Origin of the sequence: Streptomyces chromofuscus (assembly GCF_015160875.1) — a bacterium.
GTDB lineage: Bacteria > Actinomycetota > Actinomycetes > Streptomycetales > Streptomycetaceae > Streptomyces > Streptomyces chromofuscus.
In genome coordinates this window covers 2,043,935-2,064,076 of the sequence record NZ_CP063374.1, presented here as the reverse complement: position 1 = coordinate 2,064,076, position 20,142 = coordinate 2,043,935, and the positions used below count along the sequence as shown (strand labels likewise).

The 20,142-nt window shown below is 73.2% G+C and carries 20 protein-coding genes and 2 pseudogenes; 14 read left to right on the top strand and 8 right to left on the bottom strand.

From position 1 onward, the window contains the following. Window positions 1-33 precede the first annotated feature (33 nt). Window positions 34-660 carry a dephospho-CoA kinase gene (gene coaE, locus IPT68_RS09310; protein ID WP_189698904.1) on the top strand — a complete coding sequence of 209 codons (627 nt, stop codon included), beginning with the start codon at window positions 34-36 and terminating at the stop codon, window positions 658-660. Window positions 661-914: 254 nt separating this feature from the next. Next, a complete protein-coding gene (locus IPT68_RS09305) occupies window positions 915-1,295 on the top strand; it encodes a tetratricopeptide repeat protein (RefSeq protein WP_189698903.1) in 381 nt (126 codons plus the stop codon). 250 nt (window positions 1,296-1,545) lie between these two features. Here IPT68_RS09305 and IPT68_RS09300 read toward each other — a convergent pair whose 3' ends face one another. Further along, window positions 1,546-1,848, bottom strand: a complete 303-nt coding sequence (locus IPT68_RS09300; RefSeq protein ID WP_189698902.1) for a DUF6343 family protein — start codon at window positions 1,846-1,848, stop codon at window positions 1,546-1,548. A 159-nt stretch (window positions 1,849-2,007) separates the two neighbouring features. Here IPT68_RS09300 and IPT68_RS09295 point away from each other — a divergent pair, with 159 nt between their 5' ends. After that, window positions 2,008-2,706: a class I SAM-dependent methyltransferase gene (locus IPT68_RS09295; protein WP_189698901.1), complete on the top strand. Its 699-nt coding sequence runs from the start codon at window positions 2,008-2,010 to the stop codon at window positions 2,704-2,706. A 281-nt stretch (window positions 2,707-2,987) separates the two neighbouring features. Here the strand turns inward: IPT68_RS09295 and IPT68_RS09290 are convergent, their stop codons facing one another. Continuing rightward, the gene (locus tag IPT68_RS09290; RefSeq protein ID WP_189698987.1) at window positions 2,988-3,521 is read right to left on the bottom strand and encodes an RNA-binding S4 domain-containing protein; all 534 of its coding nucleotides are present in this window, start codon (window positions 3,519-3,521) and stop codon (window positions 2,988-2,990) included. Window positions 3,522-3,848: 327 nt separating this feature from the next. Here IPT68_RS09290 and IPT68_RS09285 point away from each other — a divergent pair, with 327 nt between their 5' ends. Both IPT68_RS09285 and IPT68_RS33920 read left to right on the top strand, forming a co-directional pair. Further along, a complete protein-coding gene (locus IPT68_RS09285) occupies window positions 3,849-4,670 on the top strand; it encodes a uracil-DNA glycosylase (RefSeq protein WP_189698900.1) in 822 nt (273 codons plus the stop codon). Between the two features lie 102 nt (window positions 4,671-4,772). After that, entirely contained in the window at window positions 4,773-5,057 is a 285-nt protein-coding gene (locus IPT68_RS33920) for a transposase (RefSeq protein WP_228040335.1), read from the top strand. Window positions 5,058-5,510: 453 nt separating this feature from the next. On the opposite strand, the gene IPT68_RS09275 is transcribed toward IPT68_RS33920, so the two are convergent. Continuing rightward, a complete protein-coding gene (locus IPT68_RS09275; protein ID WP_189698899.1) occupies window positions 5,511-5,960 on the bottom strand; it encodes a GNAT family N-acetyltransferase in 450 nt (149 codons plus the stop codon). Continuing rightward, the gene (locus tag IPT68_RS09270) at window positions 5,957-6,382 is read right to left on the bottom strand and encodes a RidA family protein (protein WP_189698898.1); all 426 of its coding nucleotides are present in this window, start codon (window positions 6,380-6,382) and stop codon (window positions 5,957-5,959) included. The genes IPT68_RS09275 and IPT68_RS09270 overlap by 4 nt, the downstream gene beginning before the upstream one ends. Window positions 6,383-6,715: 333 nt before the next feature. On the opposite strand from IPT68_RS09270, the gene IPT68_RS09265 reads away from it, so the two are divergent. The 6 genes and pseudogenes from IPT68_RS09265 to IPT68_RS09240 form a co-directional block, all read left to right on the top strand. Continuing rightward, a complete protein-coding gene (locus IPT68_RS09265; protein WP_189698897.1) occupies window positions 6,716-7,516 on the top strand; it encodes a nucleotidyltransferase domain-containing protein in 801 nt (266 codons plus the stop codon). Between the two features lie 365 nt (window positions 7,517-7,881). Continuing rightward, entirely contained in the window at window positions 7,882-8,274 is a 393-nt protein-coding gene (locus IPT68_RS09260) for a hypothetical protein (RefSeq protein ID WP_228040333.1), read from the top strand. 13 nt (window positions 8,275-8,287) lie between these two features. Further along, on the top strand, window positions 8,288-9,907 hold the full coding sequence (locus IPT68_RS09255; RefSeq protein WP_228040332.1) for a hypothetical protein: 1,620 nt from the start codon (window positions 8,288-8,290) through the stop codon (window positions 9,905-9,907). A 97-nt stretch (window positions 9,908-10,004) separates the two neighbouring features. After that, on the top strand, window positions 10,005-10,706 hold the full coding sequence (locus tag IPT68_RS09250; RefSeq protein ID WP_189698895.1) for an ABC transporter ATP-binding protein: 702 nt from the start codon (window positions 10,005-10,007) through the stop codon (window positions 10,704-10,706). Next, entirely contained in the window at window positions 10,703-11,887 is a 1,185-nt protein-coding gene (locus tag IPT68_RS09245) for an FtsX-like permease family protein (protein WP_189698894.1), read from the top strand. The genes IPT68_RS09250 and IPT68_RS09245 overlap by 4 nt, the downstream gene beginning before the upstream one ends. A 200-nt stretch (window positions 11,888-12,087) precedes the next feature. Continuing rightward, window positions 12,088-13,167 (top strand): annotated as a pseudogene (locus IPT68_RS09240) (FUSC family protein); the annotation flags it as partial. 62 nt (window positions 13,168-13,229) lie between these two features. Here IPT68_RS09240 and IPT68_RS09235 read toward each other — a convergent pair. Then, a complete protein-coding gene (locus IPT68_RS09235) occupies window positions 13,230-14,171 on the bottom strand; it encodes an endonuclease/exonuclease/phosphatase family protein (protein ID WP_189698893.1) in 942 nt (313 codons plus the stop codon). Between the two features lie 137 nt (window positions 14,172-14,308). Between IPT68_RS09235 and IPT68_RS09230 the strand changes: the two are divergent. From IPT68_RS09230 to IPT68_RS09220, 3 genes and pseudogenes are all read left to right on the top strand, one after another. Further along, window positions 14,309-15,671: pseudogene (locus tag IPT68_RS09230) on the top strand (amidohydrolase). 117 nt (window positions 15,672-15,788) lie between these two features. Continuing rightward, entirely contained in the window at window positions 15,789-16,478 is a 690-nt protein-coding gene (locus tag IPT68_RS09225) for a DUF899 domain-containing protein (protein ID WP_189698892.1), read from the top strand. A 155-nt stretch (window positions 16,479-16,633) separates the two neighbouring features. Continuing rightward, the gene (locus tag IPT68_RS09220) at window positions 16,634-16,810 is read left to right on the top strand and encodes a hypothetical protein (protein WP_189698891.1); all 177 of its coding nucleotides are present in this window, start codon (window positions 16,634-16,636) and stop codon (window positions 16,808-16,810) included. A gap of 6 nt (window positions 16,811-16,816) precedes the next feature. Here the strand turns inward: IPT68_RS09220 and IPT68_RS09215 are convergent, their stop codons facing one another. From IPT68_RS09215 to IPT68_RS09205, 3 genes are all read right to left on the bottom strand, one after another. Continuing rightward, a complete protein-coding gene (locus IPT68_RS09215) occupies window positions 16,817-18,679 on the bottom strand; it encodes an ABC transporter ATP-binding protein (RefSeq protein ID WP_373300613.1) in 1,863 nt (620 codons plus the stop codon). A gap of 367 nt (window positions 18,680-19,046) precedes the next feature. Further along, window positions 19,047-19,484 (bottom strand): hypothetical protein, encoded by a 438-nt coding sequence (locus IPT68_RS09210; RefSeq protein ID WP_189698889.1) that lies wholly within the window; start codon window positions 19,482-19,484, stop codon window positions 19,047-19,049. Further along, a complete protein-coding gene (locus IPT68_RS09205) occupies window positions 19,475-20,098 on the bottom strand; it encodes an ATP-binding protein (protein WP_228040330.1) in 624 nt (207 codons plus the stop codon). The genes IPT68_RS09210 and IPT68_RS09205 overlap by 10 nt, the downstream gene beginning before the upstream one ends. Window positions 20,099-20,142 lie beyond the last annotated feature (44 nt).

Below are 20,142 nucleotides of genomic sequence, written 5' to 3'. Positions count from 1 at the left end.
GAGGTGTCACCGGCAGGGCCTAAGCTTCCCTTCATGCTGAAGGTGGGCCTGACCGGTGGGATCGGTGCCGGCAAGAGCGAGGTGTCGCGGCTGCTCGTGAAGTGCGGGGCCGTCCTGATCGACGCGGACCGCATCGCGCGGGAGGTCGTCGCACCCGGCACGCCCGGTCTCGCCGCGGTCGTCGAGGCTTTCGGCGAGGAGGTGCTCGCCGAGGACGATGGTCTCGATCGGTCCCGGCTCGGCTCGATCGTCTTCGCCGACCCGGAGAAGCTGGCCGTCCTCAACTCGATCGTCCATCCCTTGGTGGGCGCCCGCTCCCGCGAGCTCGAGGCCGCGGCCGCCGGGGACGCCGTCGTCGTCCACGACGTACCGCTCCTCGCCGAGAACGGCCTGGCGCCGCTCTACGACCTCGTGATCGTCGTGGACGCCGACCCCGAGACCCAGCTCGACCGGCTCGTGCGGCTGCGGGGCATGACAGAGGAAGACGCCCGCGCGCGTATGGCCGCCCAGGCGACGCGCGAGAAGCGGCTGCAGATCGCGGACATCGTGATCGACAACGACGTACCGCTGCCCGAGCTGCAACGGCGTGTGAAGGATGTGTGGGCGGAGCTGGTGCGCCGGGCGCGTGAGGGCGAGGGGCGTCCGGGAAGCGGGGACTAGTCCTGGTCCGAGGGGTGTCGGCCGGGGGTGTCGGCGTGGGTGGGCATGGTTCACCGTCGGCCGGGAGGTGCGCAGGGTCGACCGTCGGCCGGGAGTTGCGCTGGTTGCGGCGGCTCGGGGAGTGGTGGCGGCCACGTAAGCTCCTGCTGCGGCGGCCATGCGGCCTGCGTGTTGTCGCAACGGCCACGAGTCGTCCGGGAATAGTGGCCCCGCCGAGGGGCGTTGAATCGGGCCAGCAAGGGAAGGATTCTGCCGTGCCCGAGGCCAGCGGTTCGACCGGACGTTCGCCGGAGACGCATGTCATCGACTTCCGCGCCGCTGAGCAACTGCTCGCCGCGCGCGATCCGCGGGGCGCGGTGAAGCTGCTCGACACAGTGATCGCCGCGCACCCCGAGAACACCGCGGCCCGGCTCCTGCGAGCGCGGGCGTTCTTCGCCGCCGCGCAACTGCGTCCCGCCGAGTTGGAGTTCACGGTCGTGCTGGAGCGCGAGCCGGACAACGCGTTCGCGCACTTCGCGCTCGGGCGCACCTATGAGCGGCAGGGGCGGCCGGAACAGGCCAAGCGGCATTTCCGGCTGGCGGCCGCGCTGGATCCGAACCCGGAGTATCTGAAGGCGGCGCGTTTCGACGCATGAGCCGACGACGGGGCCGGGAGAGCGGGGAGTCTGAGCGCGGGGCCCGGGAGCCGGGGAGCCAGGGACGGGAACCCGAGGGTCGGGGAGCAGGGAAAACACCGGCGGGCCGGGGAACACGGACAGGACCCGGGGGGAGCCGCCGGGGAGGGGTACGCGCGGACAGGGCGCCAGGGACGGGCACCTGCGGACGGGGAGCGGAAAGCTCGGGCACGAAGGTGCGAAGGCCCGAGGGCGCGGCGCGGGCTGCGGGCTACGAAGACCAGTCGTCCGGGGGCCGGGTCCGGCGCTGTGGGCTGCGGTCGTCCACGGGTCGGTAGGGCGGGACGTCCCGGCCCGGTTGGAAGTGCGGGCCCTGGCGGATGTGCCGGACGATCACGACCAGGTCGGCGGTGATCACCAGCCAGAGGACGCCGCAGGCGATCGCCCAGCCCGGGCGGCCGACCAGGGTGAAGGCGATCGTTCCGAAGACGGCCCAGGCCAGCCCCCACACGCACAGCCAGAAGCGCGCCCGCAGCGCACTGCGCGCGGTCGACGGTTCACTGCCCGTACGCATCGGGATCATCACTCCTCTTTGGCAACGTACTCCGCGGTGCGGATGTTCTCCAGGCAGGGGGCTGCTGGGTGTCGGGCGGGCACAGGGGATCGGCTCACTCGAACGGGTGAACAAGGGCTGGGTGGGAACGGCCGTCGGGGCGCGGGCCGTTGGGCGGGCATGGGGCTGACCATGCGTGCGGGACATCAGGGGACGGGACCGGGGGCGATCACGCCGGACGGCTGCGCGGTCGAGCTGTACTCACGGCTGCCGGTGGGGAACGAGCCCGACATCATCGCAGGCGCGGTGCCCGCAGGGGCGCACCTTCTGGAGCTGGGCAGCGGGGTCGGCCGTATGACGCACCCGCTGCTGGAGCGGGGCTACCGGGTCACGGCGGTGGACGAGTCCCCGGACATGCTGGAACGTGTCCGCGGGGCGCGCACGATATGCAGCCCCATCGAGAAGCTCGACCTCGCGGAGAGGTTCGATGCGGTGCTGCTGGCGTCGTTCCTCGTCCACACCGGTGACGAAGAGGTGCGGCGGGGCCTGCTGCGGACGTGCGTACGGCACCTCGCGGAAGGCGGCTCCGTGCTGATCCAGCGGGAGGGCGAGGACTACCACACGAGCGTGCCACGCGAACGGGTCGATCCCGGTGGCTTCACTGTGCGGATCGTGTCGTCGGAGCCGGTCGGGGACGGCACGAACTCGGTGCACGCGGAGTACGAGTTCCCGGACGCGACCTGGACACAGACGTTCCGTGCCCGGCCGCTGACGAGCGAGGAGTTCGAGGCGGCGCTGGCGGAGGCCGGGCTGAGAGTGGACGAGTACCTGACGGAGGATCGGATATGGGTGAGGGCGGTGCCGGTGGCGGCGGCTTGAGCACGGCGGAGGGGCCGGTCGGCCACTCCGGCCACCCGGTCGACCCTGACCACCGCCTGCACCTGCGGACCCACCGGGCCCTGCGGACCCACCGGGCCCTGCGGACCCACCGGGCCCTGCGGACCCACCGGGCCCTGCGGACCCACCGGGCCCTGCGGACCCACCGGGCCCTGCGGACCCACCGGGCCCTGCGGACCCACCGGGCCCTGCGGACCTGGCCCTGCGAGCCCACCAGGCCCAGGCCCTCCGAGTCCGCCCGGCCCTCCTGGTCCAGCCGGGCCTCAGCGCCCGCCTGCCGCTCCCCGTCCACCCGGGCCTCCCCGCCCGTCGGGGTTTCCGAGTGCACCTGGCCCGGCGAAGCCGCCGAGGCCGCCCAGAGCGCGCAGGCGTTCCAGTTCGCGGCGGTCCCGCTTGGTCGGGCGGCCCGCGCCGCGGTCGCGGATGCCGGCCGGGGCGACGGCCTCGCGCGGCGGGGGCGGCGGACTGTTGTCGATGTAGCACTGCACGGCCACCGGGGCGCCGACCCGCTTGCGGATCAACCGCTTGACGACGACGATCCGCTCCCGGCCCTCCTGCCGGAGCCGGACCTCGTCGCCGACCCGTACGCCGTGGGCGGGCTTGACCCGCTCGCCGTTCAGCCGCACATGGCCGCCTCGGCAGGCCGTGGCGCCCTGGGAGCGTGTCTTGACCAGCCGTACGGACCAGATCCAGCTGTCGATGCGGACGGTCTCGCCGTTCGCCGGACCGGCCGCCTCGGCGGCGGCGATCGCCGCGGCCACCTTTGGGTCGTCGATCGCGTGCACCTGCGCGGGCAGCGGGGCGTCGGTGCCGGGGCCCTCGGGCGGCGGGGCGTCGGTGAACAGGGCGGGGTCGGACGGGACGGGGGCGCCGGTCGCCTCGTGGCCGCCGGTCTCCCGGGCCGGGGGCGTCTCCTGGGTACGTTCGTCGGCCGGGGCGGCGGTGGTGTCCGGGGCGTTCCGGCTGGTCCCGCCGCCGCTTGCCCTGTCCATGCGATCGGAAGCCATGCCTTTGACCTTAATCCTTCGGGCCGGGTGTGTCGGAAGGCTTTTCCAGCGGCCCGCGCGAGGGCCGGTTGACAGGGCGGAAGCCGCGCGACGAGAGCACGGATCTACGGTGGACGCATGGACAGCAGCGCCCCTGCCGGTCTGCCCGGCCTCGACCAGCGGATCGCGGGCTGCCGGGCGTGCCCCCGGCTGGTCACCTGGCGTGAGGAAGTGGCCCGTACCAGGCGCGCCGCCTTCGCCGACTGGACGTACTGGGGGCGGCCGGTGCCGGGTTTCGGTCCGCCGGACGCCCGGCTGCTGATCGTGGGCCTCGCCCCGGCGGCGCACGGGGGGAACCGCACCGGCAGGATGTTCACCGGGGACCGGTCCGGGGACGTACTGTACGAGGCGCTGTACGACATCGGCCTGGCCTCGCAGCCCACGTCCGTGTCGGCCGACGACGGTCTGGAGCTGTACGGCGTCCGCGTCACCTCGCCCGTGCACTGCGCGCCGCCCGCCAACAAGCCCACCCCCGAGGAACGTGACACCTGCCGCCCCTGGCTCGTGCAGGAACTGGGCCTGCTGCGGCCGACACTGCGGGCGGTGGTCGTGCTCGGCGCCTTCGGCTGGCAGGCGGCGCTGCCGGCGTTCACGGAAGCGGGCTGGACGGTGCCGCGACCGAGGCCGGCCTTCGCGCACGGCACGGTGGTGACGCTGCCCGCAGGACAAGGACAGGCAGCACGGACCCCGCAGGCTTCCCCACCTGTCACGTCGGCCGACCCCACCCCAGGGACCACCACCACGCCCGGTACCACCCCCGCCCAACCAACGGCGCTCCACCTCTTCGGCTGCTTCCACGTCAGCCAGCGCAACACCTTCACCGGTCGGCTCACCCCCAAGATGCTGCGGGACGTGCTGGGCAGAGCGGCACGCACTGCCGGGTTGGCGGTGCGCACTTGAAGACCACGCGGGCGCGCCGGGGATGGCGCAGGCGCTGGTGGCCGCGACGGACCGGTACGCGGCCCTGGTAGGGCCTGTTGCGAAAGTGGATCTTGGTGGTGGATGATCACGCTCTGTGGGGCGTGGGGATCTGACGAAAGCCAGTGGGCCCGGCTGGAGCCGCTGTTGCCACAGGGCATCAAACCGGGCCGACCGCCGGTATGGACGCGACGGCAGCTGATGGACGGCACACGGTGGCGGACCCGGACCGGTGCTCCCTGGCGTGATGTGCCGGACGCTACGGACCCTGGGACCGGGTCCACGACCCGTTCCGCCGCTGGCAGCGCGATGGCACCTGGGCCCGGCTCGTCACCCAACTCCAGGCCCGGGCCGACGCCCAAGGCTTGATCACCTGGGACGTGAACGTCGACTCCACGGTCTGCAGGGCCCACCAGCACGCCGCGGGGGCGTCGAAAAAGGGGACCTGCAAAAGGAGCCACCCGGCAGCATCGCCGTCGAGCCGGCCGACCACGGCCTCGGACGCTCCCGGGGCAGGCTGACCACCAAGGTCCACCTCGCTGCCGAGCAGGGGCAGGAGCCGTTGTCCGTCCTGATCACGGCCGGTCAGCGAGGCGATTCTCCGCAGTTCGAGCCGGTTCTGGAGGCGATCGGGGTGCCTCGGCTCGGTGCTGGGCGGCCCCGTAGCAGACCGGACGGGTGCGGGTGGACTGGCTTGGATGGTCGGTTCCAGCCGCCTACGGCTTTCGCAACAGGCCCTGGCGGGGTTCCGTCTCGCACAGGTGGAGCGGGTGCGCCGGTTACGCCTGGGCTGACGACGGTGGGAACCGTGCGGCTGCTGTGTCAGGGCCGCCACTCGTACCGGACGTCCGGCTCGCGCTCCTCGTTGCCGCTGCCGTCGGTGCGCTCGACGGCGACGAAGCCGTGGCGTTCGTAGAAGCGGTGGGCGGGGGTGTTGACCTGGAAGGTCCACAGGGTCAGGCCGTGTGGCCGGCGCTGTCGGGCGAGTCGCAGGAAACGGTCCCCGAGGCCTTGGCCGCGCCAGCCCGGATCGAGGTAGAGCTGGGAGAGCTGGTCGCCGTCGAGGACCATGACCCCCACCACGCCGTCCGCGGACTCGGCCACCCAGGTCTCCCGCAGGGGCACCACCACCTCGTGGAAGTAGGCCCGCACCTCGTCGTCGGAGCGCGGCCGGACGACCGTCGGCAACGCGGCGGCGAAGGACCGCAGCCAGACGTCCGCCGCGGCGCCCGCGTCGGCCGCGACGGCACGGCGGAGCGCGACCCGGCTCATGGACGGACCCCGTCCTCGTCGCCCTCGGGAACGACGGCCGTGGCCGTGATCTCCACCAACTGCCCCGTGTAACCGAGACAGGCCACCCCGAGAAGCGTCGACGAGTGAGGACCGGCACTCAGCCCGGACGCCGCCACGACCTCCCACACGGCGGACAGTACGGCCGGCTCGCCGCTCACGACGTAGACCTCGGTCGCCAGCACGTGCGCCAAGTCCCTCCCGACGGCCCGCAGTTGCTCCTCCAGGTTGGCGATCACCTGCCGGGCCTGCCGTACGGGATCTCCCTCGCCGACGAGATTCCCGTCGGCATCGAGCGGCACGGATCCGGCGAGGAAGGCGAGCTTCGTGCCGGCTTCGACGACGGAGGCGTGGGAGTAGGCCGGGGGAGGGAAGAGGGAGGGGACGGTGACGCGGTGGATCACGGGGCTCGCTCCTGGGACGGACGGCGGGTGGACGGGCACACAGGGCGGTCACGGCGGACGCGCCCGGGGTGCAGGGGGCCACACAGGGCGGTCACGGCGGACGCGCCCGGGGTGCAGGGCCACACAGGGCGGTCACGGCGGACGCGCGTACGCCGGCCCAACCCGCCGATCATCCGCTCCCACGCGAGCACACGCACCCCAATTTCTCGCGGGGCGGCGTCGGAGCCCGCAGCTCCGCATGCCGGCCCCACCCACACTCTCCCAGCCCGTCCACGCACCACTCCGGGCCGTAAATGCCTGGAGCAACGCGACCCGGCTCCATACGCTGCGCACATGCCCACGCCGGACGACGACACGTTCCTCGACACCACCGCCGACCGCCTGGCAGCGCTGCCCACCGTCCAGGCCGTGGCCCTCGGCGGCTCCCGGGCTCAGGGCACCCATGGACCCGACAGCGACTGGGACCTGGCCGTCTACTACCGCGGCCCCTTCGACCCGGCCGACCTCCGCGCCCTCGGCTGGGAGGGAGAGGTGTCGGAGGTCGGCGGCTGGGGCGGGGGCGTGTTCAACGGGGGTGCGTGGCTGACGATCGACGGGCGGCGGGTGGACGTCCACTACCGCGATCTCGAGGTGGTGGAGAGGGAGTTGGGGGAGGCGAAGGAGGGGCGGTTCCGGGTGGAGCCGTTGCTGTTCCATCTCGCCGGGATTCCGAGCTACTTGGTCGTCGCCGAGCTGGCGGTCAACCAGGTACTGCGCGGTCAGCTGCCGCGCCCCGCGGCGTACCCGGTCAGACTGCGGCGCACGGCGAGCCGCCGCTGGTACGGCACCGCCCGCGACACCCTCGCCTACGCGAAGACCAACCACGCCCCGGCCGGCCGCCTCACCGAGGTCGCGGGCGCGCTCGCCACGGCAGCCGCACAGACCGGGCACGCTGTGCTGGCGGCCCGGGGGGAGTGGGTGACCAATGAGAAGCGGTTGCTGGAGCGGGCGGGACTGCGCGACGTCGACGAGGTGATCGGCGGTCTGGGGGCCCACCGCGGTCGGATGAGCCAGGCGATCGCCGAAGCCGAGCGGCTGTTCGAGCATGCGCTGGCCGGTCACGGCGATGAGGAAGCGACGGCGACTCGCCCCTGACCTGGGGCGTCCACCGAGGTGTCATCGCCAGGTCGGCATCCCGGCGCTCCGCGCGTCATGCCGACGGGTGAACCCGGTCGACTCCGCCTGGCTGGAACTGGCCGTTCCGGAACTCTCGGTGAGCAGCGTGGGAGCTGTTCATCGCCTTCCAGCTGCCGGAATTTCTCAATACCCCGCGCACTCAGACGCCTTTTTCAGTCGCCCTTGACACTTCGCGCCGCATGTACAGTCCGGCTTCCGTCAGAGGTGACAGAGGCAGGCGCGGGTGCGTCTGGGAAACGGGGAGAGAACGGATGAAGAAGGCGCTGTTGACCGCTGGGCTGGTAGGGGCCTTGGTGGTGGGGACGGCTGTGCCGGGTTCGGCCATGTCCGACGCAGGGTCGGCGCCGCTGCCGGGCACCGGTGCCAAGGTCGTGGCGAACGCCTGGCACTGCAACGTGTACGCCGACAAGTGCTCCTTCAAGACGTCCACCAAGACCACGAAGGGCGGCGACAAGTACAGGGTCAGCAAGATCACCAATGTGGCGACCGTGAAGGCCAACGGATGGCAGGCCACTCTCTCGCTCAGCCCCAGTGGGACGCAGGTGAGTGAGAACACCCGGCAGGTCAGCTGGACCAACGAGAACACCTGGATCGCCGACATCAGCGGCATCGCCGATCCTGGCGGCTCGATGAACACGAGCATCACCACCTGCTCCGACGGCGGCGCCTTCAAGGCCGGCGTCAAGGCGTTCGCCTCCGCCTGTGCCAACGACTGACCGACGATCCGCCGTGAAGAACAGCCTTCTCCACCGGCACCCCCGTCGTCGGAACCACGTGCTCGCCGCCGTCGCGGTGGCCATGGCCGCGGCGCTGGGTGCCTGCCTGTACGGGGGCGGGCCGGTCGAGCGGCCCGGCCCGCCCGGCGGCGACCTCGCCGAGCAACTCGACGCCCTGCGCGGTGCGAATGACCTGGTACGTGCCTCCCGCGCCGACGTCGGACGGGACCCCGCGCTCTATCCGACCGCGTACGGGCGTCTGGAGGCCGCGCTCACCACGGGCCGGCAGTCCGGCGAGCCGGAACGCGAAATCCGCCCCGCTGCCCTGGCGGATCTCGCCCGCACCGACGTGCTGGACACCCCTGCCTGGCGTGCCCACTACGTCTGTCTGTCGCTCTCGGCTTCCAGGGGCCGCAGGCCGGCTGAAGCGGCGACCGTTCTGGAACGGGCCGGTGTCCGGGACCAGGCAGAGAACGAAGCGCTCGCCCATCTGCGAACGCCGGACCGCGCGGACGACGGTCTGACCTCGCTCGCCACGCGTGCCGCCTTCCTGAACACCCTGACGTGCCTCGACCGTGAGCGCGAGGTGCCCCGCGCCGCCCTGGAGCGTCTCGCTGCGGACACCGCTCGGGCCGATCAGCCCGTACCCGTGCTCTACGCGGTCGAGGCCCTGCGTGCGGTGGGCGTACGCGCCCACGCCACCCGGGCTCTCCGGGACGCCGATGTGCTGCTGGAAGGTGACTGCGTCGGCCCGGACCCGATTCAGCGAGCCGCTCTGGCCCTGCTGCGTCAGCGGCTGCCGCAGCCGACACACGACTGTCTCCGGCCCGCGCTGCGCGACCCCGACCCCCAGACACGATGGCTGGTCCGGCGCGCGCTCACCTTCGGCGCCCCCGGCTCCTCCCCGTCGCTTCCCACTCCGGTGAGCGGCGTCCGGTCCGACGGTCTCGTCGCCAAGTCCCCGGCCCAGCTCGGCACGCTCACCGCCACCTACAACGCGGCGCGGGCCCTGACCGCAGGCGCTGAACAGGAGCGCGCACCGGGCTGGTTGAAGAAGCGGCTGAGGCAGATGGGTTCGGACCGCCGCCTCGATCCGTCCGACCGCGTCCTGCTCGCCATGACGTGCCACCGGCTGGCCCTCAGGTGCGGGCCGCAGGCCGAGAAAGGGGTCGAGGAAGCGGCCGCACTCAAGGTGCCGGCACGCCTGACGGACGCCAACCAGCGCGGCTGGTACGGCGCCATGGCAGCGAGGGCCGAGTTCGGGCTGAGCTGTCGGCACACGTCCGTCACCTTGCCGGCCGACGAGGACCCGGCCGTCCCCTCCCGCTCGCTGCGCACGGTGGTCGCACTCGCCGATGCCGGCTGTGCGGATCAGGCGGCACGGCTCACGGAGGGGACCGATCTGCCGGCCCTGGCGCGCGAAGCCCTGGCCGGTGGGGATCTCCTGACCGCGTCCGACGCCGTCCAGGCGGCCCTCGCCTCCGACCAGAGCATTCCGCAGGCCTTCTGGACGCAGCTTCCCGGCCTGTTGAGGCGGTATCGCGACGCGGACTTCCCGGACCTGTACGCCCCCTCCCCGGGCGGTGTCGCCTCCGCGGACGCGACCAGAGCGGCGTACTACCTCCTCGCTTGAGGCGCACGGCCTCGAACCCGGCGTGCGATCGGGGCCGTTCCGCCCCGGCTGTCCGGCGCCTCGCAAGCTTCTCCTCCCTCAGAAGGGCACCCGTCGTATGAACCCCCCACCTCCGCCGGACGCAGCCTCCCCGCCCGCCGTCCTCGCCGAGGGCCTCGCCTTCACCTACGCGGGCGGTGCCGGACGCGTGCACGCCGACCTGGCCCTCGACGCGGGAGCGATGGCCGCCGTCGAAGGGCCCTCGGGCTCGGGCAAGAGCACCCTGCTCGCCCTCCTCGGGCTGATCCTCTCGCCGTCCGCGGGGTCGTTGCGCATCGCCGGTACGGAAACCGGTGCCCTGTCCCCGGCGGACCGCGACCTCCTGCGTCGGCGTTCGATCGGCATCGTGCTGCAGGACCTCGGTCTGCTGACGTTCCTCAACGCCTGGGAGAACGTCGCCGCCGCCTTCGGTCCCCGTCTCGCCCGGCACCGCGCGGTGGCCCGCGATCTGCTCGGCGACCTCGGGATGGAGCAGCTCGTCGACGCACCGGTGAGCGAGCTCTCCGGTGGCCAGCGGCAGCGAGTTGCCGTCGCCCGTGCCGCCGTGAAGGAACCGGTGCTCATCCTGGCCGACGAGCCGACCTCGGGGCTCGACCCCGACACCGCCGCCGCCGTGCTGGGTTCCCTGCGGTCGTGCGCCCGGCGCGGCGCCGCCGTGCTGCTCGTCACCCACGACTCCGCCGTGGCCGGGCGCTGCGACCAGCGCCACGTGCTCGACGCCGGAGTGCTGTCGGCCGTCAGTGAGGAGAAGCTGGGATGAGTCACTGGAGTCTTCTCACCTGGAAACGCGACAGGCGTTCGTTGCGCAGGGCGATGCCCACGCTCGCCGTTCTCGCCACGTTGCTGACCACGTCCGCCGGGGTGGCGGCCGGTGCCGCCGGCGCCGTCGAGCGGGACGTGTTGGGGTCGGGTGGGCTCACTCAGGTCGAGCTCTCCTCGTTCGAGGGGGATGCGTCGGTGCGGTCGCTCACCGCTTCGGCCCTGCGCGACGCCGGGAAGGTGCCGGGCGTTCGGCGGGTCGTGGGCGACTACTCCTCCGTGCTGTACGCCGAGGAGAGCGGGACGTACGACCTGACCAGCCACACCCTCACCCCGAGCGACGATCTTCCCGTGAGCGCGGGCGCCATCCCGGCGGAGTTGGGGCCGAAGGAGGTCGTCCTGCCCGCCCACGCACAAGGCACCGACTTCTCGTCGCTGCTGGGGCGCACCGTCGCCTTCGGGTACACCCAGGCGTCCGGGACGACCGACGTCGTCCAGCTGAAGATCGTCGCCCTGTACGACCCGAGCTGGCAGGCCGACGGGCCCGGCGTCGCCTATCTGTCCGAGGACACCGCCGCGTTCCTGGCCGCCGTACGCGCCGGTCTGGAGACGGAGGCCTTCCGGGAGAAGGAGGGCGCGCAGTCCGCCGTCGTGGTGGTGGAGCACCAGCGGCAGGTGGCCGCTGTCACCCGGGCGCTTCAGGACGACGGGTTCTCGGCGTCCGCGGTGTCCGATCGGGTGCGCAACCTGCCGGGGCTGTTCGGCGTGGCGGATCTCGCGATGCGCGTCGGCGTCCTGGTTCTGGCAGGGGGCGCGCTGATGCTCGGTGCCGTTCGGGCCGGGGACAGCGCGCGGGCCCGGCTCGGTCAGCTCGCCGTTCTGCGGATCCTCGGCAGCGGCCGGCCCGAACTGCGGCGCATCCTCCTCGGCGAAGCCGTCCTGTCGGGAGGGCTGGCGGGACTGGCCGGTGTTGTCGCCGGCACCGGGCTCTCCGTCGCGCTGGCCGGGCCGCTCAGCGACGCGCTCGGCCTGCGCATCACCGTCGCCGACGCCCTGCCGGGGCCCGCCTGGGCCGCCGCGGCGCTCCTCCTGCCGGCCGTCGGGCTGGCCGCCGGAACCCTCCTCGGCAGTCGCGAGGTGCTGCGCCGGGACCCGTACCTCACGGCGCGAGCGCACGGCTGACGGGAGGAAGGGAACCTCCGCGGCAGACCTCCGCGGCGTTGCGTTCATAAAGAACGTGGCTCCTCCACACATCGTCACGCGCGGTAATACAGGCGTTCCACGTCCGCCGAGACCGCGATCTACGGCAGACAGCACCACGCACAGCCCGGCCACCGTCGCCCGAAGGCATCCACCCCCGCCCTCGCCCCGACAGGAGCCCCGTGTACCGCCGCGTCACCCGCGCCCTTCCGCCCCGGCTCGCCCACGCCCTCCGCGCCCAGCGTGGCCCCGTGCCGTGGAGTGCGGTCGTTCGAGGGGCGCTGGCCGCGGGGCCGCTGCTGCTCGTCGCCGTGCTCGCCGGTCACCCCTCCGTGGGTGTCGCCGCCGTCGCCGCCATGCTCGCCGGGATCAACGACCGGCCCGGCAGCCGACGCGCGTCCGTCCGGCGGCTCGGGGTGCCCGCCCTCGCGGGTGCGGTGGGGCTGCTCGTCGGAACGTACGCCGGACAGAACACGGGTGCCGTCGCGCAGACGCTGCTCCTTACCGGGCTCGGGCTCGTCGCCGGCGGCGTCAGCGCGGTCGGGCCGGTCGCCTCGTCGGCCGGTACGCAGGTGCTGGTCGCGAGCGCGCTCGGCGCAGGCATGCCGTTGCCCGAGTCGGGGTGGCAGCGGGCGCTCGCCTTCCTCGCGGGGCCGGGTGGCTGCTCGCGCTGCGCTTGCTGCTGCCGACGCCCGGCGCCCGTGCCGGGGACTACCGGTTCGACGGGGAAGGCAGGCGGTCGCCGACGTGTACGACGCCGTTGCCGACCTGCTCGACGCCGTCGGCACGGACCACCACCACCCGGCGCGCCGCCCTCACCGCCGCCCTCGATCACGCACAGGACGCCCTCACCGGTCCCCGGCTGCGGCGGTACGCCTCCTCGGCGGCCGAGCGGCAGCTGCACGCGCAGTACGCCGCCGCGCTGCCCCTCGCCGAAGCCGCAACCGCCCTCGCCCGGGCGGGCGAGAGCCTCGACGGGCCGGCCTCCCGGCGGGCCCCGGCGGAGCCCCGACGGCTGGCCGCAGCCGTCCGCGGCACCACGCACCCCGGGCCGCTGCCCGCGCCGTCCCGGTCGATGCCCGCCCTGCGCGCCCTCGACGACGCCCTGCTGCACGCCGCCCAGGCCTTCGACCGGGGCGGGGGCGGGTGACCTGCACACCCGGCGGCGCACGGCCAGGGACCTGCTGCGGGCCGTCGTCGGCGTCGGCGGCCGGGAGTACGGGTTGCGCGTCGCCCTCTGTTTCGGCGTCGGCGTCGCCCTCCGGTCACCGGCCGAGACCGCCGTACGGCCCGGCGCGACGTCCCCGTGACCAAGCCCCGCCGCTCAGCTCCCCACCCGCACCCACACCGGCGCGTGATCCGATCCCGCTGTGCCCCGTCGCTCCGCCGGGTCCGGTCCCACCGACGACAGCCGGGGCGCGCCCGTGCCCGGCAGCCCCGTCCCCGCCGCCGTCACCCGGCGGATCAACCGGTGGCTGCACAGGACGTGGTCGATCAGCTCGCGCCGCCCGGAGTTCACCCGCGAGAACCGCTGGTCGGCGGGGATCAGCGGCGCCACGTTCCACAGCCGGGCCGCGTCGCCCCTGTCGTCCGCCGTGAAACCGGGCGTGCCCATCTCGGAACCGGGCGGGCCGAGCAGGATCTGGGTGGTCGCCGCCTGGGCCTCGTCGTTCAGATCGCCCAGTACCACCACGTCCCGCGCCCGCCCGTCGCCCGCCAGCAGCTTGTCGGCCAGCGCGCGCAGCGCCGTCGCCTCGGCGGCCCGCCGGTACAGGGCATAGGCGGCGTAACGGGCGCGTTCGCCCTCGTCGCGCGGGTGGAAACGGCCCTCCGGGTACGACAGCAGCTTCGACTTCAGATGCGCGACCGCCACCGACAGCTCGCCGGCCCGCACCGCCAGCAGACCTCGGCCCGCCCGCGCCACCGCCGGCCCCGCGTCGTCCGCCTGCACCGGCCGCAGCGGTTCCGGGAACGCCGTCGTGTCGGACAGCACCATCAGGGGCGTACGGCTGAGGAAGCCGACCCGGATGCCCCGGCTGTCGGCGTGCTCGGACAGGGCGATGTGCCAGGTGCCGGCCAGCATCCCGGCCAGGTCGGCCAGCGCGTCCGGATCCCCGACCTCCTGTACGCCGAGCAGGGCCGGGTCGAGTTCCGCGATCACGTCGGCGAGGGAGGCGAGCTTGGTCTCGTAGGCGGCCTTGTCCTGAGGGCCGAAGGGCCCGCCGGGCCGGTAGAGGTTCTCCAGGTTCCAGGTGCCGAGCAGCATGCCGGGCTCCTCTCGAAGGCCGGACGGCGGTCTGTGGTGAGGCCAGCGTGCCCGGGGCGCGCGGGTTCTGGACAGACCCGCGACATGATGCGCCGTTCACTTCTCGCGACCCGGCGACCGCGGCGTACGTTGGCGTGATGACGCCTTCTCCCGCAGAAGCCCCCGCCGACCTCGTCATCAGCGGATGCACCGTCCTCGTGCACGACGACCAGGAGCGGATCGGGTTCGAGGAGGACGCCGCGGTCGTCGTGCGCGGCGGCGTCGTCGAGGCCGTCACGACCGCCGAGGCCGTACGGCACCGGCCGGCCGTCGAGCGCATCGACGCCGTCGGCCAGGTCGCCCTTCCCGGGTTCGTCAACTGCCACACCCACGCGCCCATGGTCGCCCTGCGCGGCCTCGCCGAGGACCTGCCCACCGAGGCGTGGTTCAACGCGGTCGTCTGGCCAGTCGAGTCCAACCTCACCGAGACGCACGTGGAGTTGGGGGCGCGGCTCGCCTGCGCCGAGATGATCCGGGGCGGCGTCACCTGCTTCGCCGACCACTACTTCGCGATGGACGCGGTCGCCTCCGTCGTCGAGGAGTGCGGGCTGCGGGCCCATCTGGGGGAGGCCTACTTCTCCTCGCAGGGCGCTCAGGGGCGCGAGCGGAGTCTCGACTTCGCGCTACGGCAGCGGGGGCGCGCCGACGGCCGTATCACCACCGCCCTCGCTCCACACGCCCCCTACACCGTCGACGAGGCCGACCTCGCCGCCAGCGCCGACCTGGCCCGCACCCACGGCCTGCCCGTGCACATCCACGCCGCCGAGAACCGCGACCAGACCGAGACGAGTCTCGCCCGCCACGGCGTCACCCCCGTCGAGGTCCTGGACCGCACCGGGCTGCTGGACACCGAGCTCCTCATCGCGCACGGCACCGGCATCGTCGACCGGGACCTGCCCCTCCTGGAGCGCGCGGGCGGTCGGGTCGCCGTCGCCACCGCGCCCCGCGGCTATCTCAAGTTCGGCTGGCCCACCACCACCCCCGTACGCGCCCTGCGCGCCCTCGGCATCCCCGTGGGACTGGCCACCGACGGTGCCGCCTCCAACAACTCCCTCGACGTGTGGGAGTCGATGGCGCTCACCGCCCTCGTGCAGAAGTCCACCGAGGAGGACCCACGCTGGCTGACCGCACGTCAGGCCCTGCACCACGCCACCCTGCAGAGCGCCGCCGCGGTCGGTCTGGGCGACTGCGCCGGCTCCCTGGCTCCTGGCCGGCGCGCCGACATCGTCCTCGTCGACCTCACCGGCCCGCACACCCAGCCCGTGCACGACCTCGCCGCGACGCTGGTGCACAGCGCACGCTCCGGCGACGTCCGCACGACGCGTCGACGGGCGGGTCCTGATGCGTGACCGGGAGCTGCTGACGCTGGACGTGGCGGCGGTCGTACGGGAGTTGGGCGAGCGCCTGCCCGCGCTGCTGGACCGGAGCCACGGCCGCCGGGTGCAGGAGTACGACACGTGACACGGCGGCCGGGCGACGGGCCCCGGAAACTCGGTCGAAAAACTTCGGGGAAGCGCGATGAGTTCCGCCGCGTCCACCGGTCACCATCCGCAACGGGACCGTTGCACAGGAGGGGCCATGTCGCTTCCGGAGATCGCCTCGCGCGACGAGTGGCGCAGGGCGCGTCAGGAACTGCTGGTCAAGGAGAAGGCGGCCACACGCGCGCGGGACGCGCTCAATGCCGAGCGGCGGCGGCTGCCGATGGTGGAGGTCGACACTGAATACCTGTTCGAGGGTGGCGACGGAAAAGCGACGCTTCTCGACCTGTTCGAGGGCAGGCGCCAGCTCGTCGTTCACCACTTCATGTTCGCGCCCGAGTGGGACACCGGCTGCCGCAGCTGTTCGGCGTTCCTCGACCAGGTCGGGCATCTGGCGCATCTGCACGCGCGCGGGACGACGTTCGCGGCGGTGTCGAGGGCGCCGTACACGCGCATTCTGCCGTTCAAGGCGCGGATGGGCTGGACGCTGCCCTGGTACTCGTCGTACGGCGACGACTTCAACCTCGACTTCGAGGCGACCCTGGTGCGCGAGGGGGAGCTCGTCGATCGGCCCGGCGTGAGCTGCTTCCTGCGGGACCGGGACCGGGTCTTCCACACCTACTCGACGTACGGGCGCGGGCTGGACGGGCTCGGCTCGACCACCAGCTTCCTCGACCTCACGGCACTGGGCCGGCAGGAGGAGTGGGAGAAGCCCGTAGGGCGCGCGTCGGCCTTCGGGGCGCCTGCGGGCAGTGCGGCAATTCGGTATCACGACGAGTACGAGGAGTGAAGCGGAGGGTAACGGTAAACGGTTGAATCGGGAGATGATTCTCACCTTTGACGGTGAACGGGTGTCAACTACGTCTCAGTAGCGTCACTTGGCGAGGCGATTTCCCTTCGGAGGGCGTTAACTCCTACAAGTACGACGCTTTCTGGAGGTGCGAGATGGTGAACGGGCGAATGGTGCTCGAACGCTTTCCCGCAGGCGGGCCGCGAGGATCGTGGCCGGCGGAGGAGTTCGCGCAGGCGCGCCGGTCGGAGGGCCTGCCCGCCGAAGTGGTGATGGACCTCGCCACGGACACGTTCCTGGTGATCGTCCGGGGTGGCAACGGCACGGAGTGAGCAGGGTCAGCCCGCCTTCGGCGCGGGCGCCGGCATCGCGAACTGTTCCGCCTGGAGCCCGTACAGCTCCGCGTACACACCGCCCTTGGCGAGCAGCTCCTGCGGAGTTCCCGATTCCACGAGCCGGCCCTCGTCCAGGACGTGCACCAGGTCCGCATGGCGTACGGACGCCAGCCGATGGGTGATCAGCACGACCGTCTGGCCGCTCCCGGCCAGCGCGCGGATCTTGTCGAAGACCTCCAGCTCCGCCCGGGCGTCCAGCGCGGCCGTCGGCTCGTCCACGATCAGGATGCTGCCCCGCCGGTAGGCCGCACGGGCGATGCCGAGCCGCTGCCACTGCCCGCCGGACAGCTCGTGCCCGCCGCTGAAGTTGCGGGCCAGCAGCGTGTCCAGACCGCGCGGCAGATCCGCGACCACCTCCTCGGCGCCCGCCTCCCCGATCGCCGCCGCCAGCCGTTCCTCGGTCACCGGCGCCGAGGGACGGCCCACCGCGACGTTCACCCGGGCCGTGAACGGCCACCGCTTGAAGTCCTGCGCCACCATCGCGATCCGCTCGGCCAGGCGGTGCCGGTCCGCGGTCGCCGCGTCGACGCCGTCCCACAGGACCCGGCCCCGGTCCGGCTTGTACAGCCCCGCCAGCAACTTGACCAGGGTGGTCTTGCCGGAGCCGTTCTCACCGACCAGCGCGATGATCCGGCCCAGCGGCAGCGTCAGGGTGACGTCGTCGAGGGCGGGGCGGGTGGCGTCACCCGGGTAGCTGAACGTGACGTTCTCGAATCGGATCTCGCGCGGGTCCTCCGGCAGCGCCGCGCCGCCCACCGGAATCGCCCGCTCGGCGGCCTCCACGTACAGGCGCTCCAGATCGCCCACGAAGAGGGCCTCCTCGTGCAGCTGGTTGATCTCCAGCACGAGCGACTCCAGGCTCGCCGAGCCGGTGCGGATCGCGATCACCGCCGTGCCCGCCACCGCCAGGGACATCGCCTCCGCGAGCAGCAGACCGCCCAGGGTGGCGTACGTCGACACCGTCGCGAGGCCGGTCCAGGCCGCCGCGATCAGGCCGGTCCGGGCCGCGAGCCGGGCCAGCCGGGCCTGCTCCGACTCCGCCGCCTCCGACATCGCGCGGAAGTGCCGCAGGAGGAACGGGCCGACGCCATGGACCCGGATCTCGGGGGCCGCCGCCGGTTCCGTCAGCAGGCCGCTGATCAGGTGCCCCGCGCGCGCGTGCTGCACCCAGGTGTGGAACGACTCGTAGCGGCGCCGGGCGTTCGTCAGCGCGCTCCACGCGCTGGGCAGTGTCATCGTCACCAGCAGTGGGAGCAGCAGCGGATGCAGCACGGTGAGCACGCCGGCCGCCGCGACCAGCGAGATCATCGCGTTCACCACGCGCGTGCCGTACATGATCATCCGGCGGGCCGAGGAGGCGCCGTACTGTGCGGTGTCCAGCAGCTTGTGGAAGGCGTGGTCCTCGATCGCCGCCAGCTCGACGGCCGCGGCCCGCTCGAGATACCGCTCCGTCGCGACGCGCTCCACCTTCGGCTCCAGCCGCCCGGTCGCGTACGTCGAGGCCGCCCGCAGCAGCGCGCCGAGCAGCAGGACGACGGCGATGGCGACCAGCGCGGGGAGGGCGCCGCGCAGCCGGTCCTCGACGGGGCCCGCGCCCATCAGCCGGCTCAGCACGCTGTTGACCGCGAAGAGGCTCACCGCCTGCGCCATGCCCCGGCCCACCTCGGCCGCCAGCACGATCCGCGCGGCGCCGCGGTCGGCCTGCCGGGCCAGCCGGAAGCTGGAGGCGAGCAGGGCGGGCATCCGGGTGATCATGGCCCGGAAGGTGAGCTCCAGGAAGGCGTCCGAGTGCTGGTTCCAGCCCATGTCGTAGCGCAGGGGGCCACCGAAGAGCAGCCGCTCCGACTCGGACACCTCCGGCTTGCCGGCCCCGCCTCTCGTCCCCACCGTCGACCTCCCCCGGACCCGCACGAAGGGCCACTATCGCGGCACGGTCCGCGACTGGGCAGGGCGCACGGCGGGGGTGGGGGGCGTGCGCCGGGGTGCGCGCGGGTGTGGGTCGCGGGGTGGGGGCGTGCGGGCGCGGGTTGCGCCGGGTGGGTGAGCTGGGGGTGGGGCTTGTGCCGGGTGGGTGAGCTGGGGGTGGGGCTTGTGCCGTCGGGGTGGCCGTGGGGTCACCGCCTGCGTCGGCTGCGGGGCCGTGGCCTCGAAGCGCCGCGCCTCTCGCGGAGTGCTACGCGGTGACCGCGCGTGACCAGCTCGGCGTGGTTCCCATGATGCGGCACACCGCCAGGTAGAGCGGGATCGGCGGGGTGTAGGGGAGGGTGCCGTCGGGGCGGTGGATCAGGCGAGGTGTCTCGGGGACGACCGCGCCGATGGCGTAGCGCGCCGGAGCGGGCCACTCCAGGGCGTAGTCCGAGTCGGACGGGACCAGCCACCACCAGTGCGCGTCGTCGGCGTACACGCATCCGACGCGCGGCAGCCGGGGCAGGACGAGCGGGCCGAAGCGGGCGGGCACCTGCACCGCGTCGCACCCCACTGGGGCCGTCATGCCCTCGGGCACGGACAGCCGCGGCGACGGTGCGTCCGTACTCCGCAGCCCGCGGCTCAGGCGGACGAGCGTGTCCAGGGCGAATGCCTGCCCGCCGACGGAAGCGGCCCTCACACCCATTCGGTCCCCGTTTCCCCGCGTGGCGGCCGGCACACGCGCGCGTGTGCCTCGTCGTCGTCCTCGCGGGAGCCGCCGGACGGGCCCGGCTTGGGGCGGGCGCCCCAGCCGAGGTCGCCGCGCGGGGCGTCGGCCTGGCGCGGCAGCTCGGCCCAGACCAGCAGTCCTGGGCCGTGCTCGTGGGCGCCCCAGGCGTGCGCGAGCGCGTCGACGAGAAGCAGTCCCCTCCCGTGCTCCTCCTCGGCGCGGCCCGAAGACGGGTGGGGATCACCCGCGGCGCACCCCTGATCACGCACGGCTATGCGCACCAGCTCGTCGCCGTCGTGCAGCTCGCAGACGACGACGTCGCTCGCGGTGTGCAGGATCGCGTTGGTGACCAGCTCCGACACCACCAGCGCGGCCGTGTCGCAGGTGTCCTCGCACACGGCCCAGCCGGTGAGCCGGGTCCGCGTCAGGCGTCTGGCCTGCGCGGGAGAACCCGGGTGTGCGGCCAGTTCGAAGCGGAACCGGCGCTCGGCAGCGGACCCCAGGGGGTCGGCTGCCGCTGCTGCACCGAGGCCGGAGGGGCCTGCGGCGGCGTCTGTTCCTAAGGGCGCGGACGGAATCACGCTTGCCACTATCGCCCTGCCGCGAACAGCTTGGCAAGTGTCACTCTGAAAAT

Excerpts from the sequence above, each read along its gene's own strand:
- coaE (WP_189698904.1), top strand. The coding sequence starts at position 34 with ATGCTGAAGGTGGGCCTGACCGGTGGGATCGGTGCCGGCAAGAGCGAG.
- IPT68_RS09300 (WP_189698902.1), bottom strand. The coding sequence starts at position 1,848 with ATGCGTACGGGCAGTGAACCGTCGACCGCGCGCAGTGCGCTGCGGGCG.
- IPT68_RS09295 (WP_189698901.1), top strand. The coding sequence starts at position 2,008 with ATGGGGCTGACCATGCGTGCGGGACATCAGGGGACGGGACCGGGGGCG.
- IPT68_RS09285 (WP_189698900.1), top strand. The coding sequence starts at position 3,849 with ATGGACAGCAGCGCCCCTGCCGGTCTGCCCGGCCTCGACCAGCGGATC.
- IPT68_RS33920 (WP_228040335.1), top strand. The coding sequence starts at position 4,773 with ATGATCACGCTCTGTGGGGCGTGGGGATCTGACGAAAGCCAGTGGGCC.
- IPT68_RS09275 (WP_189698899.1), bottom strand. The coding sequence starts at position 5,960 with ATGAGCCGGGTCGCGCTCCGCCGTGCCGTCGCGGCCGACGCGGGCGCC.
- IPT68_RS09265 (WP_189698897.1), top strand. The coding sequence starts at position 6,716 with ATGCCCACGCCGGACGACGACACGTTCCTCGACACCACCGCCGACCGC.
- IPT68_RS09260 (WP_228040333.1), top strand. The coding sequence starts at position 7,882 with ATGTCCGACGCAGGGTCGGCGCCGCTGCCGGGCACCGGTGCCAAGGTC.
- IPT68_RS09250 (WP_189698895.1), top strand. The coding sequence starts at position 10,005 with ATGAACCCCCCACCTCCGCCGGACGCAGCCTCCCCGCCCGCCGTCCTC.
- IPT68_RS09245 (WP_189698894.1), top strand. The coding sequence starts at position 10,703 with ATGAGTCACTGGAGTCTTCTCACCTGGAAACGCGACAGGCGTTCGTTG.
- IPT68_RS09235 (WP_189698893.1), bottom strand. The coding sequence starts at position 14,171 with ATGCTGCTCGGCACCTGGAACCTGGAGAACCTCTACCGGCCCGGCGGG.
- IPT68_RS09225 (WP_189698892.1), top strand. The coding sequence starts at position 15,789 with ATGTCGCTTCCGGAGATCGCCTCGCGCGACGAGTGGCGCAGGGCGCGT.
- IPT68_RS09220 (WP_189698891.1), top strand. The coding sequence starts at position 16,634 with ATGGTGAACGGGCGAATGGTGCTCGAACGCTTTCCCGCAGGCGGGCCG.
- IPT68_RS09215 (WP_373300613.1), bottom strand. The coding sequence starts at position 18,679 with ATGGGCTGGAACCAGCACTCGGACGCCTTCCTGGAGCTCACCTTCCGG.
- IPT68_RS09210 (WP_189698889.1), bottom strand. The coding sequence starts at position 19,484 with ATGGGTGTGAGGGCCGCTTCCGTCGGCGGGCAGGCATTCGCCCTGGAC.